Genomic DNA, 16,435 nt, shown 5'->3' on the forward strand with positions numbered 1-16,435 from the left:
GATACAGGGGCGTAAAAAAACCGGCCTGATGGGCCGGTTTTTTTTAAAGCGTTTGCTCAGTGGCTGATCAGGCCAGTTGTCTTTTTGATTTTTGAGCGACGCCCTCTTTGGGGGTAGTGGCGCTGACTGGAGCGCTGATATTCACTGCGTGCAAGCCCTTGGGTCCCTGAATGATGTCGAAGGAAACCGGTTGCCCTGCCTTTAGTGTCTTGTAGCCATCCATTTGGATAGCCGAGTAATGCGCAAATAGGTCGTCAGTCTTGTCGTCTTCGTTGATGAAGCCGTAACCCTTGGCATTGTTGAACCACTTGACCTTACCGCTCGCCATGCCCATATCCCTCTGCACCAGACTCCATCACTGGAGTATCATCCAGTTTATCCGTCCTAACCCGAATAAATAAGGTTGACTGCGCGGACCTTTTTTACCCACTGTGGGTTCTATTGGTTGTAACACTGATTTGCCGATAGTCAAGGCGACCAGTCGGTCAGAGTTGAAATTCTGACAGGTCGCCCCCACCACTGTATTTGAACCACTGACGAACCTTTCTTTCCATGCATGCAATCAGCCAGATTCGACTAACATTCAATCAGGATCGCCCGGATCATCAAGAAGACGACGACGGTTCTGCAGGCATTGCTGTCCAGGAGGCCAAGCCTGCTTTACAGGCGCCGCCGATGTACAAGGTGGTTTTGTTCAATGATGACTACACACCGATGGATTTCGTCGTCGAAGTACTCGAGGTGTTTTTTAACCTGAACCGCGAGTTGGCGACCAAGGTAATGCTGGCCGTTCACACAGAAGGACGGGCAGTATGTGGAGTGTTTACCCGCGACATCGCCGAGACAAAGGCCATGCAGGTCAACCAGTACGCCAGGGAAAGCCAGCATCCGCTACTCTGTGAAATCGAGAAGGACGGTTAACTCCGACCACTTGGGTATGAGGTGAAGCTATGTTAAACCGCGAGCTCGAAGTCACCCTCAATCTTGCCTTCAAGGAGGCCCGTTCGAAGCGTCATGAATTCATGACCGTCGAACACCTGCTGCTGGCACTTTTGGATAACGAAGCTGCCGCCACCGTACTGCGTGCGTGTGGTGCCAATCTCGACAAACTCAAGCATGACCTGCAGGAGTTTATCGACTCCACCACGCCGTTGATCCCCGTTCATGACGAGGACCGCGAGACCCAGCCAACCCTGGGCTTCCAGCGGGTACTGCAGCGTGCCGTTTTCCACGTACAGAGCTCCGGCAAGCGCGAAGTCACAGGGGCCAATGTGCTCGTGGCGATCTTCAGCGAGCAGGAAAGCCAGGCTGTGTTCCTGCTCAAGCAGCAAAGCGTTGCCCGTATTGATGTCGTCAACTACATCGCCCATGGCATTTCCAAGGTGCCGGGGCATGGCGATCACTCGGAAGGTGAGCAGGATATGCAGGATGACGAGGGCGGTGAGTCTTCTTCTTCGAGCAACCCGCTGGACGCTTATGCCAGCAACCTCAACGAACTGGCGCGCCAGGGGCGGATCGATCCGCTGGTGGGGCGTGAGCTGGAAGTTGAGCGCGTGGCGCAGATCCTGGCGCGTCGCCGCAAGAACAACCCGTTGTTGGTCGGTGAGGCAGGCGTGGGTAAAACCGCGATTGCCGAAGGCCTGGCCAAACGCATTGTTGATAACCAGGTGCCCGACCTGCTGGCCAACAGCGTCGTCTACTCCCTTGACCTGGGCGCATTGCTCGCCGGGACCAAGTACCGTGGCGATTTCGAGAAGCGCTTCAAGGCGTTGCTCGGCGAGCTGAAAAAACGCCCGCAGGCGATCCTGTTCATTGACGAAATCCACACCATCATCGGTGCCGGTGCGGCTTCCGGTGGCGTGATGGATGCGTCGAACCTGCTCAAGCCGCTGCTGTCTTCGGGCGATATCCGTTGCATCGGTTCGACCACGTTCCAGGAATTCCGCGGGATCTTCGAAAAAGACCGCGCCCTGGCGCGCCGCTTCCAGAAAGTGGATGTGTCCGAGCCTTCGGTAGAAGACACCATTGGCATCCTGCGCGGGCTCAAGGGGCGCTTTGAAGCGCACCATGGCATCGAGTACACCGATGAGGCGCTGCGTGCAGCCGCCGAGCTGGCATCGCGCTACATCAATGACCGGCACATGCCGGACAAGGCCATCGACGTGATCGACGAGGCGGGTGCCTACCAGCGCCTGCAGCCGGTAGAGAAGCGTGTGAAACGCATCGACGTGCCTCAGGTCGAGGATATCGTGGCGAAGATCGCGCGGATTCCGCCAAAACACGTCAACACCTCCGATCGGGAGCTGCTGCGTAACCTGGAGCGCGACCTCAAGCTGACCGTGTTTGGTCAGGATGCGGCGATCGACTCGCTGTCCACCGCGATCAAGCTGTCCCGCGCTGGCCTCAAGTCGCCGGACAAGCCGGTCGGTTCGTTCCTGTTCGCCGGGCCTACCGGCGTCGGCAAGACCGAAGCGGCGCGGCAATTGGCCAAGGCCATGGGGATCGAGCTGGTGCGTTTCGACATGTCCGAGTACATGGAGCGTCACACCGTGTCGCGCCTGATCGGTGCGCCTCCGGGCTATGTCGGCTTCGACCAGGGCGGCCTGTTGACCGAGGCGATCACCAAGCAGCCACATTGCGTGCTGCTGCTCGATGAAATCGAGAAGGCGCACCCGGAAGTCTTCAACCTGCTGTTGCAGGTCATGGACCACGGCACCCTGACCGACAACAACGGGCGCAAGGCGGACTTCCGCAACGTGATCGTGATCATGACCACCAATGCCGGTGCCGAAACGGCCGCGCGGGCTTCCATTGGCTTTACTCATCAGGATCACTCTTCCGACGCCATGGAAGTGATCAAGAAGAGTTTCACGCCGGAATTCCGCAACCGCCTGGACACCATCATCCAGTTTGGTCGCCTCAGCCATGAGGTCATCAAAAGCGTGGTGGACAAGTTCCTCACCGAGCTCCAGGCGCAGTTGGAAGACAAGCGCGTGCAGCTGGAAGTCTCGGACGCGGCGCGCAACTGGCTGGCGGAAGGTGGCTACGACGCGGCAATGGGCGCTCGGCCAATGGCTCGCCTGATTCAGGACAAGATCAAGCGCCCACTGGCGGAAGAGATCCTGTTCGGCGAACTGGCAGACCATGGTGGCGTGGTGCATATCGATCTGAAGGACGGCGAGTTGACCTTCGACTTCGAAACCACGGCTGAAATGGCCTGATAGCTGACGCAACAAAACAAAAAGGCGCCGAGAGGCGCCTTTTTGCTGCCTTGAACCCGATGGAGATCAAATGTGGGAGCGGGCTTGCTCGCGAATGCGGTGTGCCAGTCGACACAATCAATGACTGACACGCTGCATTCGCGAGCAAGCCCGCTCCCACAAGGGATTTCTGGTTTCAGGTAAATCGCGCGCACACAAAAACGCCCGGCATAACCGGGCGTTTTGTATTGACTTGATTAACGGGCGCGGTAAGTGATGCGCCCTTTGCTCAGGTCATAGGGCGTCAGTTCGACGCGCACTTTGTCACCGGTAAGAATACGAATGTAGTTCTTGCGCATCTTGCCGGAGATATGCGCGGTTACGACGTGCCCATTTTCCAACTCCACACGAAACATGGTGTTGGGCAGGGTGTCGACGACAGTGCCTTCCATTTCGAAGCTGTCTTCTTTCGACATGCAGTAAAGCCCTCGGTATCCAGTGAATGGCCCGGTGCAACTGCGCCAGGCAAAAGCGGCGTGCATTGTGCCCGAAAAAGGGTGTTTAAGCCAAGAGGTTCTAGTTCAACGTGACCCATCTTTGGTTAATTAGCAGCTCAATGGGCCGATATTGGGTCTTGTAGTTCATTTTTTTGCAGTTTTTGATCCAGTATCCGAGGTACACCGCCTCCAATTCCAGGCGCAAGGCTTCACCGATCTGCCACAGGATCGCAAAGCGTCCCAGGCTGCGCCGTTCCTCGGCGGGCTCATAAAAGGTGTAGACCGCCGACAGGCCATTGGGCAGCAGGTCAGTCACGGCGACCGCCACCAGTCGTCCCTCGAGCCGAAACTCATAGAAGCGCGAGAAGGGCAGGTCGCGCACCAGGAAGGTGGAAAACTGGTCGCGGCTGGGCGGGAACATGTCGCCGTCGGCGTGGCGCTGTTCGATGTAGCGTTGGTAAAGGTCGAAATATTCTTCGCTGAAGCCGGGTTTGGTGGCGGTAACGGTCAGGTCGGCGTTGCGCTTCAGGATGCGTTTCTGGTTGCGGTCCGGCAGGAACTGCGCCACCGGGATGCGCGCCGGTACGCAGGCGTTGCAGTTCTGGCAGTGCGGCCGGTAAAGGTGGTCGCCGCTGCGCCGGAAGCCCATTTCCGACAAATCGGCATACACATGCACGTCCATCGGCTGGCTGGGGTCGAGGAACAGCGTGGTGGCCTGCTCATCGGGCAGATAGCTGCATGAGTGGGGTTGAGTGGCATAAAACTTCAAACGCGCCAGCTCGGTCATGATCAACCCTCGGATAAGCTTTGAAATAAGTGTAAGCCAGGTGCGGGGAAGTCGCCTAGGAAACCCACGGAGCAGAGCTGGTTTGGTCCAAATGGTCGCGCAGGTAGTTGGCGAAGTCGCTGCGGGGAATGGCGCGGGCGCCGAGGCTGTGCAGGTGATCGGTGGGCATCTGGCAGTCGATCAGCACAAAGCCCCAGGCCTGTAGTTGCCGAACCAGGGTGGCAAAGCCGTATTTCGAGGCGTTGTCGGCGCGACTGAACATGGACTCGCCGAAAAACAACTGGCCCATCGCCAGGCCGTACAGGCCGCCCACCAGTTCGCCCGCGTCCCACACCTCCACCGAATGCGCATAACCGCGCTGGTGCAGTTGCAGGTAGGCGTTCTGCATGGCTTCGGTGATCCAAGTGCCATCGGCATAACTGCGCGGCGCCGCGCACGCCTGGATGACCGCAGCGAAGTCCTGGTCGAAGGTCACTGTGTAACGCTGCTGGCGCAACAATTTGCCGAGGCTGCGGGAAACGTGCAGCTCATCGGGGAACAGTACGGTGCGTGGGTCGGGCGACCACCAGAGGATGGGCTGGCCTTCCGAGAACCAGGGAAAGCAGCCGTGGCGGTAGGCCTGGATCAGGCGGTCGGCCGACAGGTCGCCACCGGCAGCGAGCAGGCCATTGGGTTCGCGCATGGCCTTGGCCAGCGGTGGGAAGGTCAGGGTGTTGCGTTGTAACCAGGTCAGCATGGCATCCAGGCTTACGGAAGGGGAGGGCGGTAACGGCGATGTTGTCCGTTGCAAGAGCTGTGATTATTGTCGACGAAACGCTCTGGGGCTACCCCGAACATGGGATCGGTGCAGATAAGCATGAACGGGTGTTTCTGCAACTCTATGCCGGGGGCGTGGTCGTAATCGCGTACGTCGGTCGGCAAGCTAGCCTGGATTGGCAAAAACAGCTCATAAGCCTTTGTCAGTAAAGACAATGCATGCTCAAATTGAACGTTATGAAATTGAACATTGGCTATGCTGTGTAACGTAGGGCCAAGTGCGTGGCATCGCGCGCACAAACCCGTACAATGCGGCCATTGGGGCGTTATCGCCGTTTCATGAATCAGTAGCAGGGTGTTAAAAGTAGCTCCACTGGCACTCGTTCATTTTTTACCTGCCCGGATTGGGCAGTGTTTTGCAGTCATTCAACAGATGGACGCGCTAAAGGCGCAGGAAAAGACCCGTTTTGAAGAAATCCGCCGCAACACCTAAAGCCGCAGTCGTGCCCGCCTGGCGCCAGCACCTGCACTACCGACTCAAGGAAGGTGCACTGATCGCCATCGGCGCGCTGTGCCTGTTCCTGATGATGGCCTTGCTCACCTATGGCAAGGACGATCCAGGCTGGAGCCACAACAGCAAGATCGAAGACGTGCAGAACTTCGGTGGTCCGGCCGGTTCCTACAGCGCCGACATCCTGTTCATGGTGCTGGGTTACTTCGCTTACATCTTCCCGTTGCTGCTGGCCATCAAGACCTGGCAGATTTTCCGCCAGCGTCACGAGCCGTGGCAATGGAGCGGCTGGCTGTTCTCCTGGCGCCTGATCGGCCTGGTGTTCCTGGTGTTGTCCGGCGCGGCCCTGGCCCATATCCATTTCCACGCACCTACCGGTCTGCCGGCCGGTGCCGGCGGCGCTCTGGGCGAAAGCCTCGGCGACCTGGCCCGCAGGACCCTGAACATCCAGGGCAGCACCCTGATGTTCATTGCGCTGTTCCTGTTCGGCCTCACCGTGTTTACCGACCTGTCCTGGTTCAAGGTCATGGACGTGACCGGCAAGATCACCCTCGACCTGCTCGAACTGTTCCAGGGCGCCGCCAATCGCTGGTGGTCGGCCCGGGTGGACCGCAAACGCATGGTTGCGCAACTGCGCGAGGTGGATACCCGCGTCAACGAGGTGGTAGCCCCGAGCACGCCGGACCGGCGTGAGCAGGCCAAGGTCAAGGAACGCCTGATCGAACGCGAGCAGGCCCTGACCAAGCACATGTCGGACCGCGAGAAGCAAGTGCCGCCGGTGATTGCCCCTGCGCCGCCGAAGGCCCCCGAGCCGAGCCACCGCGTGCAGAAAGAGAAACAGGCGCCGTTGTTTGTCGACAGCGCCGTGGAAGGCACCTTGCCGCCGATCTCGATTCTTGATCCTGCGGAAAAGAAACAGCTCAATTATTCCCCCGAATCCCTGGCGGCCGTCGGCCACCTGCTGGAAATCAAGCTCAAGGAATTCGGCGTCGAAGTCTCGGTGGATTCGATCCACCCGGGCCCGGTGATTACCCGCTACGAAATCCAGCCGGCTGCCGGCGTCAAGGTCAGCCGCATTTCCAACCTGGCCAAGGATCTGGCGCGTTCGCTGGCCGTGACCAGCGTGCGAGTGGTGGAAGTAATTCCGGGCAAGACCACCGTCGGTATCGAGATTCCCAACGAAGACCGGCAGATCGTGCGCTTCTCCGAAGTGCTGTCGACCCCTGAATACGACAACTTCAAGTCGCCGGTCACCCTGGCCCTGGGCCACGACATCGGCGGCAAGCCGGTGATCACCGACCTGGCGAAAATGCCTCACTTGCTGGTTGCCGGTACCACCGGTTCCGGTAAGTCGGTGGGTGTGAACGCGATGATCCTGTCGATCCTGTTCAAGTCGGGCCCGGATGACGCCAAGCTGATCATGATCGACCCGAAAATGCTTGAGCTGTCGATCTACGAAGGCATTCCGCACCTGCTGTGCCCGGTGGTGACCGACATGAAGGATGCGGCCAACGCCCTGCGCTGGAGCGTTGCCGAGATGGAACGGCGCTACAAGCTGATGGCGAAGATGGGCGTGCGTAACCTGTCGGGCTTCAATGCCAAGGTCAAGGAAGCCCAGGACGCCGGCACGCCGCTGACCGACCCGTTGTACAAGCGCGAAAGCATCCACGACGAAGCGCCGCTGTTGACCAAATTGCCGACCATCGTGGTGGTGGTCGACGAATTTGCCGACATGATGATGATCGTCGGCAAGAAGGTCGAAGAGCTGATCGCCCGTATCGCCCAGAAGGCGCGGGCCGCCGGGATCCACTTGATCCTCGCGACCCAGCGTCCGTCGGTGGACGTGATCACCGGCCTGATCAAGGCCAACATCCCGACCCGCATGGCGTTCCAGGTGTCGAGCAAGATCGATTCCCGGACCATCATCGACCAGGGCGGCGCCGAGCAACTGCTGGGCCACGGTGACATGCTCTACATGCCGCCGGGCACCAGTTTGCCGATCCGTGTCCACGGCGCGTTCGTCTCCGACGATGAGGTGCACCGTGTGGTGGAAGCCTGGAAACTGCGTGGCGCCCCGGAATACAACGACGACATCCTCGCCGGCGTCGAAGAGGCCGGCAGCGGCTTCGACGGTGGCAGCGGCGGTGGCGACGATGATGCCGAGACCGATGCGCTCTACGACGAAGCGGTGCAGTTCGTGCTTGAAAGCCGCCGCGCCTCGATCTCCGCCGTACAGCGCAAGCTGAAGATTGGCTACAACCGCGCTGCCCGCATGATCGAAGCCATGGAAATGGCCGGCGTGGTCACCTCGATGAACACCAACGGCTCGCGCGAAGTGATTGCGCCAGCGCAGATGCGTGACTGATTACGTGCCGCGTGGCAACACGCGGCACGCCTTGCAACCGAATCTAAGAGGACTCCCATGCGTCTTATCCGCATGCTGTTGTTGCCTGCATTGGCCCTGACTGCTGTTTCGGCTCATGCTGACCCGGCTTCCGTCGCGAGCCTGAAAAACCTGTTGGACAAATCCCAGACCCTGACCGCGCGCTTCTCCCAGCTCACGCTGGATGCCGGTGGCACCCAGTTGCAGGAAACCGCCGGCGAGATGGCTGTGCAGCGCCCAGGGCTGTTCTACTGGCACACAGAAGGCAAGGCCGAGCAGACCATCGTCTCTGACGGCCAAAAAGTCACCCTGTGGGACCCGGACCTGGAGCAGGCGACCATCAAGAAGCTCGACCCGCGCCTGAACCAGACGCCAGCGCTGTTGCTGTCGGGCGATGTGTCGAAGATCAACGACAGCTTCGACATTACCTCCAAGCAGACCAGCAACGTGATTGAATTCACCCTTAAGCCGAAATCCAAGGACACGCTCTTTGACACGCTGTCCCTGTCGTTTGGCAACGGCGTGATCAACAACATGCGTCTGGTTGACAGCGTCGGCCAGCGCACCGATATCCTGTTCTCCGGGGTCAAGGCCAACCAGCCGGTACCGGCATCCAAGTTCAAGTTCGACATCCCGAAGGGTGCCGACGTGATCCAGGAATAAACTGCCCAGAGGTTTCAAACGCTGCCCATGGACCTGTTTCGAAGTGACCCGATTGCTCAGCCTCTGGCGGCGCGCCTGCGCTCGACCAACCTGGACGAGTACGTCGGGCAGGAACACCTGCTCGCCCGCGGCAAGCCTTTGCGCGAGGCCCTTGAGCAGGGTGCGCTGCACTCGATGATTTTCTGGGGGCCGCCGGGCGTGGGTAAAACCACCCTGGCGCGGCTCCTGGCAAAAGTCTCGGATGCACACTTCGAGACGGTCTCGGCGGTGCTGGCCGGGGTCAAGGAGATCCGCCAGGCGGTGGAAGTCGCCAAGCAGCAGGCCGGGCAGTACGGCAAGCGCACCATCCTGTTCGTCGACGAAGTGCATCGCTTCAACAAGTCGCAGCAGGATGCGTTCTTGCCGTATGTCGAAGACGGCACGCTGATCTTTATTGGTGCCACCACCGAAAACCCGTCTTTTGAACTGAACAATGCCTTGCTGTCCCGGGCGCGTGTCTATGTGCTCAAGAGCCTCGATGAAGCCGCGATGCAGAAGCTCTTGCATCGCGCGCTTAACGAAGACAAGGGCCTGGGCAAGCGCCAGTTGAGTGTCAGTGAGGAAGGCTTCAAGATCCTGCTGACTGCTGCGGATGGCGACGGTCGACGTTTTCTCAATCTGCTGGAAAACGCTTCCGACCTGGCCGAGGATGGCAGCGAAATCGGCGTCGACTTGCTGCAGAGCCTGTTGGGCGACACCCGCCGGCGTTTCGACAAGGGCGGCGAAGCGTTCTACGACCAGATTTCCGCGCTGCACAAGTCTGTGCGCGGCTCAAACCCAGACGGTGCGCTGTACTGGTTTGCGCGGATGATCGACGGCGGTTGCGACCCGCTGTACCTGGCCCGGCGCGTGGTGCGCATGGCCAGCGAAGATATTGGCAATGCCGACCCGCGTGCGCTGAGCCTGTGCCTGGCCGCCTGGGAAGTGCAGGAACGCCTGGGCAGCCCGGAAGGCGAGTTGGCGGTGGCCCAGGCCATCACCTATCTGGCCTGCGCACCGAAGAGCAACGCGGTGTACATGGGCTTCAAGTCCGCCCTGCGTGCTGCCGCCGAGCATGGTTCCCTGGAAGTGCCGCTGCACTTGCGCAATGCGCCGACCAAGCTGATGAAGCAACTCGGCTACGGCGATGAATACCGCTACGCCCACGATGAGCCGGACGCCTATGCGGCTGGCGAAGATTACTTCCCGGATGACCTTGAGCCGCAGCCGTTTTACCAGCCGGTGCCCCGCGGCCTGGAGCTGAAGATCGGCGAAAAGCTCAATCACCTTGCCCAACTTGACCGGCTCAGTCCGAAACAGCGGAGAAAGTAGTGCTCAGAACGATTCTTGCCGTGTCCGTAGCCGGCATCGCTGGTACATTATTGCGTTTCGCCACCAGCACCTGGGTCAGCGCCAATTGGCCGAAGCATTTTTATGCGGCGACCCTGGCGGTCAACCTGGTGGGCTGTTTGATCATCGGCTTGTTGTACGGGTGGTTTCTGCTTCGCCCGGAAGTGCCGATTGAGATTCGTGCCGGCTTGATTGTCGGTTTTGTAGGCGGTCTGACGACCTTTTCATCCTTTTCACTGGACACGCTACGCCTGCTGGAAAGCGGGCAGGCACCGGTCGCCTTCGGGTACCTGGCCATCAGCGTGTTCGGCGGGCTGCTCGCCACTTGGGCTGGCCTGTCCTTGACCAAACTTTGATAAACGAGAGACCGACATGCTCGATTCCAAACTGTTACGTAGCAACCTTCAGGACGTAGCGGACCGCCTGGCATCCCGTGGCTTTGCCTTGGATGTTGCGCGCATCGAAGCGCTGGAAGAACAGCGCAAGACCGTCCAGACCCGCACCGAAGCACTGCAGGCTGAGCGTAATGCGCGTTCCAAATCCATCGGTCAGGCCAAGCAGCGCGGCGAAGACATCGCGCCGTTGATGGCGGACGTCGAGCGTATGGCTGGCGAGTTGGCTTCCGGCAAAGTCGAACTGGACGCGATCCAGACTGAGCTGGACTCGATCCTGCTGGGTATCCCGAACCTGCCACACGAGTCCGTGCCAATCGGCGAAGACGAAGACGGCAACGTCGAAGTCCGTCGCTGGGGCACGCCAAAAGCCTTCGATTTCGAGATCAAGGACCACGTCGCGCTGGGCGAATTGACCGGTGGCCTGGACTTCGAAACGGCGGCCAAAATGTCCGGTGCGCGCTTTGCCTTGCTGCGTGGCCCGATCGCACGCATGCACCGCGCCCTGGCACAGTTCATGATCAACCTGCACACCGGCGAGCACGGCTACGAAGAGGCTTACACCCCGTACCTGGTCCAGGCTCCGGCGCTGATGGGCACCAGCCAGCTGCCGAAATTCGAGGAAGACCTGTTCAAGATCAGCCGCGATGGCGAAGCCGACTTGTACCTGATTCCGACCGCCGAAGTGTCGCTGACCAATATCGTGGCCGGGGAAATCCTCGACGCCAAGCAGTTGCCGATCAAGTTTGTCGCCCACTCGCCGTGCTTTCGCAGCGAAGCCGGTGCATCGGGCCGCGACACCCGCGGCATGATTCGCCAGCACCAGTTCGACAAGGTCGAGATGGTGCAGGTTGTCGAGCCGTCGACTTCCATGGAAGCGCTGGAAGGCCTGACCGCCAACGCCGAACGCGTTCTGCAACTGCTGGAGCTGCCGTACCGCGTTCTGGCCCTGTGCACCGGCGACATGGGTTTCAGCGCCGTGAAGACTTACGACCTGGAAGTGTGGGTGCCGAGCCAGGACAAATACCGCGAGATTTCGTCGTGCTCCAACTGCGGTGATTTCCAGGCCCGTCGCATGCAGGCGCGTTTCCGTAACCCGGAAACCGGCAAGCCCGAGCTGGTCCACACCCTCAACGGTTCGGGCCTGGCAGTAGGCCGTACCCTGGTGGCCGTGCTGGAAAACTACCAGCAGGCTGACGGTTCGATCCGCGTACCTGAAGTGCTCAAGCCGTACATGGCGGGCGTTGAGGTCATCGGCTAAATGGAATTTCTGCCGCTGTTTCATAACCTGCGCGGCAGTCGTGTGTTGGTCGTCGGTGGCGGGGAGATTGCCTTGCGCAAATCCCGGCTGCTGGCCGACGCCGGCGCGTTGTTGCGGGTGGTTGCTCCCCAGATTGAAGACCAGTTGCGTGAACTGGTGCAGGGCAGTGGCGGTGAACTGATTTTGCGTGGTTATCAGGAGGCCGACCTCGACGGTTGCACCCTGATCATCGCGGCGACCGACGACGAGCCGCTGAACGCGCAAGTGTCCAGCGATGCCCGGCGTCGTTGCGTACCGGTCAATGTGGTGGATGCGCCGGCCTTGTGCAGCGTGATCTTCCCGGCGATTGTCGACCGTTCGCCGTTGGTGATCGCAGTGTCCAGCGGCGGCGATGCGCCGGTGCTGGCACGGCTGATCCGCGCCAAGCTGGAAACCTGGATTCCGTCGACTTACGGCCAGTTGGCCGGGCTGGCGGCGCGGTTTCGCAGCCAGGTCAAAGGCTTGTTCCCGGATGTGCAGCAACGTCGCGCGTTCTGGGAAGATGTCTTCCAGGGCCCGATTGCTGATCGGCAACTGGCCGGGCAGGGCGATGAAGCCGAGCGTCTGCTGGTGGAGAAAATCAACGGCGCGCCGCCCCACGCACCGGGCGAAGTCTACCTGGTGGGCGCAGGCCCGGGTGATCCGGACCTGCTGACGTTCCGCGCCTTGCGCTTGATGCAACAGGCCGACGTGGTGCTGTACGACCGCCTGGTGGCGCCGGCGATTCTTGAGCTGTGCCGTCGCGATGCCGAGCGGGTGTATGTCGGCAAGAGGCGCGCCGACCATGCGGTGCCGCAGGACCAGATCAACCAGCAACTGGTGGACCTGGCCAGGCAAGGCAAGCGCGTGCTGCGGCTCAAGGGTGGCGACCCGTTCATCTTTGGGCGTGGCGGTGAAGAGATCGAAGAGCTGGCGGCCCATGGCATCCCGTTCCAGGTGGTGCCGGGTATTACCGCGGCCAGTGGTTGCGCGGCCTATGCTGGCATTCCTCTGACCCACCGTGACTATGCGCAATCGGTTCGCTTCATTACCGGGCACTTGAAGGACGGGACTTCGGACCTGCCGTGGAGTGACCTGGTGGGCCCTTCGCAGACCCTGGTGTTCTACATGGGCTTGATCGGGTTGCCGATCATCTGCGAACAGCTGATCCAGCATGGCCGCTCGGCGGATACGCCGGCGGCGTTGATCCAGCAGGGCACCACGTCCAACCAGCGGGTGTTTACCGGCACCCTGGCTGACCTGCCACGCATGGTGGCGGAACATGAGGTTCATGCGCCGACACTGGTGATTGTGGGAGAAGTGGTGCAGTTGCGTGAGAAGCTGAAGTGGTTTGAAGGCGCTCAGTCGCAAGTCTGACACGTCTCCTGTGGCGAGACCGTCTCTGTGGCGAGGGAGCTTGCTGTGGGGAGGGAGCTTGCTGTGGCGAGGGAGCTTGCTCCCGCTGGAGTGCGAAGCGCTCCCAGGATTTTGGGGCCGCTGCGCAGCCCAGCGGGAGCAAGCTCCCTCGCCACAGGGTTTGTCAGCTCAAGATGCCTTTTCCGCTCAGTCTCGCGCGGTCATGCTCCGCCTCAAACGTCTGCAACGGCCCCTTCGGCACAATCCCCGTCGGATTAATCGTGCGGTGACTGGCGTAGTAATGCCCCTTGATGTGAGCAAAATCCACCGTCTCGGCAATCCCCGGCCACTGATACAACTCCCTTAGCCAGTTCGACAGGTTCGGATAATCCGCAATTCGCCGCAGGTTGCATTTGAAGTGGCTGTAGTACACCGCATCAAACCGGATCGCCGTGGTGAAAAGCCTTACATCGGCTTCAGTCAGGTATTCTCCCGCCAGGTAACGATGCTCACCCAAGTGCTGCTCAAGGTGATCCAGTTCGGCAAACACATCATCAAATGCGGCCTCATAAGCCTTTTGTGACGTGGCAAAGCCTGCGCGGTACACACCGTTGTTCACGGCGGGATAGATTCGATCGTTCAGTGCATCAATGGTCGAGCGCTGGGCTTCGGGATAGAAATCCAGTTGATTGCCGGTCAGTTCATTAAACGCACTGTTGAGCATGCGAATAATCTCCGCCGACTCATTGCTGACAATCCGCTTGAGCTTCTTGTCCCACAACACCGGCACTGTGACCCGCCCGGTGTAGCTGGCGGTGTCGGCGGTGTAGCGTTGGTGCATGAAGGTGAAGTCGTCAAGCTTGTCGCCGCTGGAGCCATGGGCCTTGTCGAAGGTCCAGCCGTTTTCCAGCATCAGCCAACTGACCACCGACACGTCGATCAGGCTTTCCAAGCCTTTGAGCTTGCGCAGGATCAATGTGCGGTGCGCCCAGGGGCAGGCGAGGGATACGTATAAATGGTAACGACCGGCTTCAGCCGCGAAACCGCCTTCGCCGGTCGGGCCGGGTTCACCATCGGCGGTCACCCAGTTGCGGCGTTGCGCCTGCTCCCGTTGGAAGGCGCCGTCTGCGCTACTTTCGTACCACTGGTCATGCCAGCGTCCTTCGATCAGCAAACCCATGACTGACTCCTTGGCTAATAAGCGTTGGAGTGCAGTCTAAAGGTCTGAGTTCGAACAAAAAGCGCAAAGGCTGGGGGTTAATGATCGACTAAATCGATTTGTCCCGGGCATCCCAGTACTGTTGGGCCAGTTCGAACGCCTGTTCCCGCGGGTGGCCGAGGCCGCGCAAGGCCAGGGCCATGGTGGCGATCAGTGCCAGTTGCGGGTAGCTGTCCTGCACCTCACCGCGCCATAGCGCCTTCAAATGCTCGGGCTCCAGGGCCGCAGGCTTGACGTGGCGCTGGGCGGAGAGGGCGGGCCACTCTTCATCCCAGCTTTCGCCGCCGGTAGTGCCGTACAGGTGGCTGATGGTGTCCGGGTTGATCTCGATCTCGCCGCCGTCGCCCTTGATCACGATGCTGTTGTCGCCAAGCAGGCCGCTGGCATCGCGGTGTACGCCCTGGTAGCCCGGGTGGAAGATGCTTTGCAGGCCGCAGCGGGCGCTCAACGGGTTGAGGATGCGCGCCAGTGAATGGATCGGCGAGCGCAGGCCCAGGGTGTTGCGCAGGTCGATCATGCGCTGCAGTTGCGGCGCCCAGTCCCCCAGGGGAATAAACGCCAGGTTGCCCTGTTCAAGGGCCGCTTCCACCTGTTGCCAATTGCGGCACAACGGAATCTGCAAGCCATCCAGCAACTGCTCGGTGTAGAGCCGGCCTGCCGTATGCGCGCCGCCGCCGTGCATCAGGATACGCACGCCGTTCTGTGCCAGGCACTTGGCTGCCAGCAGGTACCACGGCAGGTGGCGTTTTTTACCGGCGTAGGTCGGCCAGTCGACATCCACATTGAGCGACGGTGCATTCAGGCGCTCGCGCACGGCTTCGGTGAAGCCTGCGAGTTCTTCCGGGCTTTCTTCCTTGTGCCGCAGCAGCATGAGGAAGGCGCCGAGCTGGGTGTCTTCGACCTTCTCGTCCAGCAACATGCCCATGGCTTCCCGGGCTTCCTCACGGGTGAGGTTGCGGGCGCCGCGCTTGCCTTTGCCGAGGATGCGCACGAACGGCGCGAACGGGTGCTCAGCAGGGGTTTCAGTGATCAACGGGGCAAAATCAGTCATAAGCAATTCGTCGGCCTGGGCAGGCCCGCCAGCTTGGCGGCGAGTTTGGCGGGAGTGCCTTTGAACAGTCGGTTGAGGTGCAGGCTGTTGCCCTTTTCCGGGCCCAGCTTCAAGGCGGTGTACTTGATCAGCGGGCGGGTGGCGGGCGACAGCTGGAATTCGGTATAAAAGCCGCGCAGCAGTTCGAGGATTTCCCAGTGTTCCGGGGTCAGCTCCAGCGCTTCGGTAGTGGCGAGGGCGTTGGCCACGTCGCTGGACCACTCGGTCAGGTCGACGAGGTAGCCGTCCTTGTCCAGTTCGAGGGTGCGTTCACCTACGGTCAAAGTGTTCATAGCCAGGTGTTGACCTTGTCATAGTCGATCGACAGCTGGACGAACGCCGGGTAATCGACACTGCCGGCCCATTCAGGCACGGCGAGGTTACGCGCCTGGCTGTCTTCGGCCAGTACAAACACTTTCACGCCCCTGGCCTGCAGGGCCTGGCAAGGCGCGCTGGCGGGTTGCAGGGCGTAGGCGCCGTCGCCGCACAGCAGGATCGCATCCTGGGTGCCACAGAGGCGCAGGCAGCTGTCCAGCCGGCTGTCGGTAAAAGGCGAGTGGGATACCACATGCAAGGTCGACATCAGAGGGTAATCACCTGGTCGTAACGGTCAATCATCTGTGAAATTTGTTCACTGCTCAGCGGCTGTGCGTTGCCGGAGGTGGCCAGCCCGCGCACGGCGAGGCTATGGCTGCAGGCAAACACCTCTTCGACGCCAAATAATTCCAGGGCCTGGAGGTTGGCGCTCAGGTCTTTCTGTTGCACGGCCCTGGCGTCCTGGCTCGCGGCCAGTTGAAACACGCCGTCATCCAGAAACAACAGGCCAATCGGCAAATCAAACGCGCCGCCAGCCAATACGATATCCAGCGCTTCACGGGCGCTGGGGCCGGACCACGGCGCCTGTCGGCTGATCACCAGCAAGGATTTCGACATG

Annotated in this window: 17 protein-coding genes; 8 read left to right on the forward strand and 9 right to left on the reverse strand. The window is 60.5% G+C overall.

Going from position 1 to position 16,435, the window contains the following annotated elements; all coding sequences use genetic code 11:
- Window positions 1–67: 67 nt before the first annotated feature.
- A complete protein-coding gene (gene cspD / locus HX818_RS11895; RefSeq protein ID WP_023658953.1) occupies window positions 68–328 on the reverse strand; it encodes a cold shock domain-containing protein CspD in 261 nt (86 codons plus the stop codon).
- A 224-nt stretch (window positions 329–552) separates the two neighbouring features.
- Here cspD and clpS point away from each other — a divergent pair, with 224 nt between their 5' ends.
- The gene (gene clpS, locus HX818_RS11900) at window positions 553–921 is read left to right on the forward strand and encodes an ATP-dependent Clp protease adapter ClpS (protein WP_003219604.1); all 369 of its coding nucleotides are present in this window, start codon (window positions 553–555) and stop codon (window positions 919–921) included.
- A gap of 29 nt (window positions 922–950) precedes the next feature.
- A complete protein-coding gene (gene clpA / locus HX818_RS11905) occupies window positions 951–3,221 on the forward strand; it encodes an ATP-dependent Clp protease ATP-binding subunit ClpA (RefSeq protein WP_003219606.1) in 2,271 nt (756 codons plus the stop codon).
- A gap of 236 nt (window positions 3,222–3,457) precedes the next feature.
- Here the strand turns inward: clpA and infA are convergent, their stop codons facing one another.
- The 3 genes from infA to aat form a co-directional block, all read right to left on the reverse strand.
- A complete protein-coding gene (gene infA / locus HX818_RS11910) occupies window positions 3,458–3,676 on the reverse strand; it encodes a translation initiation factor IF-1 (RefSeq protein ID WP_002553999.1) in 219 nt (72 codons plus the stop codon).
- A 100-nt stretch (window positions 3,677–3,776) separates the two neighbouring features.
- The gene (locus HX818_RS11915) at window positions 3,777–4,484 is read right to left on the reverse strand and encodes an arginyltransferase (protein ID WP_003219609.1); all 708 of its coding nucleotides are present in this window, start codon (window positions 4,482–4,484) and stop codon (window positions 3,777–3,779) included.
- Between the two features lie 55 nt (window positions 4,485–4,539).
- Window positions 4,540–5,220 carry a leucyl/phenylalanyl-tRNA--protein transferase gene (gene aat / locus HX818_RS11920; protein ID WP_003219611.1) on the reverse strand — a complete coding sequence of 227 codons (681 nt, stop codon included), beginning with the start codon at window positions 5,218–5,220 and terminating at the stop codon, window positions 4,540–4,542.
- A 487-nt stretch (window positions 5,221–5,707) separates the two neighbouring features.
- On the opposite strand from aat, the gene ftsK reads away from it, so the two are divergent.
- Genes ftsK through cysG form a run of 6 tightly spaced genes read left to right on the forward strand, consistent with a single transcriptional unit; the run spans window position 5,708 to window position 13,213 of the window.
- On the forward strand, window positions 5,708–8,116 hold the full coding sequence (ftsK, locus tag HX818_RS11925) for a DNA translocase FtsK (RefSeq protein WP_003219614.1): 2,409 nt from the start codon (window positions 5,708–5,710) through the stop codon (window positions 8,114–8,116).
- A 57-nt stretch (window positions 8,117–8,173) separates the two neighbouring features.
- Window positions 8,174–8,797 (forward strand): outer membrane lipoprotein chaperone LolA, encoded by a 624-nt coding sequence (gene lolA / locus HX818_RS11930; protein WP_016975527.1) that lies wholly within the window; start codon window positions 8,174–8,176, stop codon window positions 8,795–8,797.
- 27 nt (window positions 8,798–8,824) lie between these two features.
- Window positions 8,825–10,147: a replication-associated recombination protein A gene (locus HX818_RS11935; RefSeq protein ID WP_177020162.1), complete on the forward strand. Its 1,323-nt coding sequence runs from the start codon at window positions 8,825–8,827 to the stop codon at window positions 10,145–10,147.
- Window positions 10,147–10,521: a fluoride efflux transporter CrcB gene (gene crcB / locus HX818_RS11940; RefSeq protein WP_008431560.1), complete on the forward strand. Its 375-nt coding sequence runs from the start codon at window positions 10,147–10,149 to the stop codon at window positions 10,519–10,521. The genes HX818_RS11935 and crcB overlap by 1 nt, the downstream gene beginning before the upstream one ends.
- 16 nt (window positions 10,522–10,537) lie before the next feature.
- Window positions 10,538–11,818 carry a serine--tRNA ligase gene (gene serS, locus HX818_RS11945; protein WP_177020163.1) on the forward strand — a complete coding sequence of 427 codons (1,281 nt, stop codon included), beginning with the start codon at window positions 10,538–10,540 and terminating at the stop codon, window positions 11,816–11,818.
- Window positions 11,819–13,213, forward strand: coding sequence for a siroheme synthase CysG (gene cysG / locus HX818_RS11950; RefSeq protein ID WP_177020164.1), 1,395 nt, complete (start codon window positions 11,819–11,821; stop codon window positions 13,211–13,213). It abuts the gene before it with no gap.
- Between the two features lie 163 nt (window positions 13,214–13,376).
- Here the strand turns inward: cysG and HX818_RS11955 are convergent, their stop codons facing one another.
- The 5 genes from HX818_RS11955 to tusC form a co-directional block, all read right to left on the reverse strand.
- On the reverse strand, window positions 13,377–14,372 hold the full coding sequence (locus HX818_RS11955) for a glutathione S-transferase family protein (RefSeq protein WP_177020165.1): 996 nt from the start codon (window positions 14,370–14,372) through the stop codon (window positions 13,377–13,379).
- An 88-nt stretch (window positions 14,373–14,460) separates the two neighbouring features.
- Entirely contained in the window at window positions 14,461–15,462 is a 1,002-nt protein-coding gene (locus tag HX818_RS11960) for a glycosyl transferase family protein (RefSeq protein WP_102369435.1), read from the reverse strand.
- Entirely contained in the window at window positions 15,459–15,794 is a 336-nt protein-coding gene (locus tag HX818_RS11965; protein ID WP_008431552.1) for a TusE/DsrC/DsvC family sulfur relay protein, read from the reverse strand. The genes HX818_RS11960 and HX818_RS11965 overlap by 4 nt, the downstream gene beginning before the upstream one ends.
- Window positions 15,791–16,084 (reverse strand): sulfurtransferase complex subunit TusB, encoded by a 294-nt coding sequence (tusB, locus tag HX818_RS11970; RefSeq protein WP_003219628.1) that lies wholly within the window; start codon window positions 16,082–16,084, stop codon window positions 15,791–15,793. Before tusB ends, HX818_RS11965 begins: the two co-directional genes overlap by 4 nt.
- Complete coding sequence (tusC, locus tag HX818_RS11975) at window positions 16,084–16,434, reverse strand: sulfurtransferase complex subunit TusC (protein WP_087693046.1); 351 nt, start codon at window positions 16,432–16,434, stop codon at window positions 16,084–16,086. The genes tusB and tusC overlap by 1 nt, the downstream gene beginning before the upstream one ends.
- Window position 16,435 lies beyond the last annotated feature (1 nt).

The organism is Pseudomonas sp. F9001, from assembly GCF_013385435.1.
GTDB lineage: Bacteria > Pseudomonadota > Gammaproteobacteria > Pseudomonadales > Pseudomonadaceae > Aquipseudomonas.

What these genes read in the sequence shown, in the direction of transcription:
- clpA (WP_003219606.1), top strand. Translation starts at nt 951, where the DNA reads ATGTTAAACCGCGAGCTCGAAGTCACCCTCAATCTTGCCTTCAAGGAG.
- tusB (WP_003219628.1), bottom strand. Translation starts at nt 16,084, where the DNA reads ATGTCGACCTTGCATGTGGTATCCCACTCGCCTTTTACCGACAGCCGG.
- HX818_RS11965 (WP_008431552.1), bottom strand. Translation starts at nt 15,794, where the DNA reads ATGAACACTTTGACCGTAGGTGAACGCACCCTCGAACTGGACAAGGAC.
- HX818_RS11955 (WP_177020165.1), bottom strand. Translation starts at nt 14,372, where the DNA reads ATGGGTTTGCTGATCGAAGGACGCTGGCATGACCAGTGGTACGAAAGT.
- lolA (WP_016975527.1), top strand. Translation starts at nt 8,174, where the DNA reads ATGCGTCTTATCCGCATGCTGTTGTTGCCTGCATTGGCCCTGACTGCT.
- tusC (WP_087693046.1), bottom strand. Translation starts at nt 16,434, where the DNA reads ATGTCGAAATCCTTGCTGGTGATCAGCCGACAGGCGCCGTGGTCCGGC.
- HX818_RS11960 (WP_102369435.1), bottom strand. Translation starts at nt 15,462, where the DNA reads ATGACTGATTTTGCCCCGTTGATCACTGAAACCCCTGCTGAGCACCCG.
- serS (WP_177020163.1), top strand. Translation starts at nt 10,538, where the DNA reads ATGCTCGATTCCAAACTGTTACGTAGCAACCTTCAGGACGTAGCGGAC.
- clpS (WP_003219604.1), top strand. Translation starts at nt 553, where the DNA reads ATGCATGCAATCAGCCAGATTCGACTAACATTCAATCAGGATCGCCCG.
- infA (WP_002553999.1), bottom strand. Translation starts at nt 3,676, where the DNA reads ATGTCGAAAGAAGACAGCTTCGAAATGGAAGGCACTGTCGTCGACACC.
- HX818_RS11915 (WP_003219609.1), bottom strand. Translation starts at nt 4,484, where the DNA reads ATGACCGAGCTGGCGCGTTTGAAGTTTTATGCCACTCAACCCCACTCA.
- aat (WP_003219611.1), bottom strand. Translation starts at nt 5,220, where the DNA reads ATGCTGACCTGGTTACAACGCAACACCCTGACCTTCCCACCGCTGGCC.
- HX818_RS11935 (WP_177020162.1), top strand. Translation starts at nt 8,825, where the DNA reads ATGGACCTGTTTCGAAGTGACCCGATTGCTCAGCCTCTGGCGGCGCGC.
- cspD (WP_023658953.1), bottom strand. Translation starts at nt 328, where the DNA reads ATGGCGAGCGGTAAGGTCAAGTGGTTCAACAATGCCAAGGGTTACGGC.
- cysG (WP_177020164.1), top strand. Translation starts at nt 11,819, where the DNA reads ATGGAATTTCTGCCGCTGTTTCATAACCTGCGCGGCAGTCGTGTGTTG.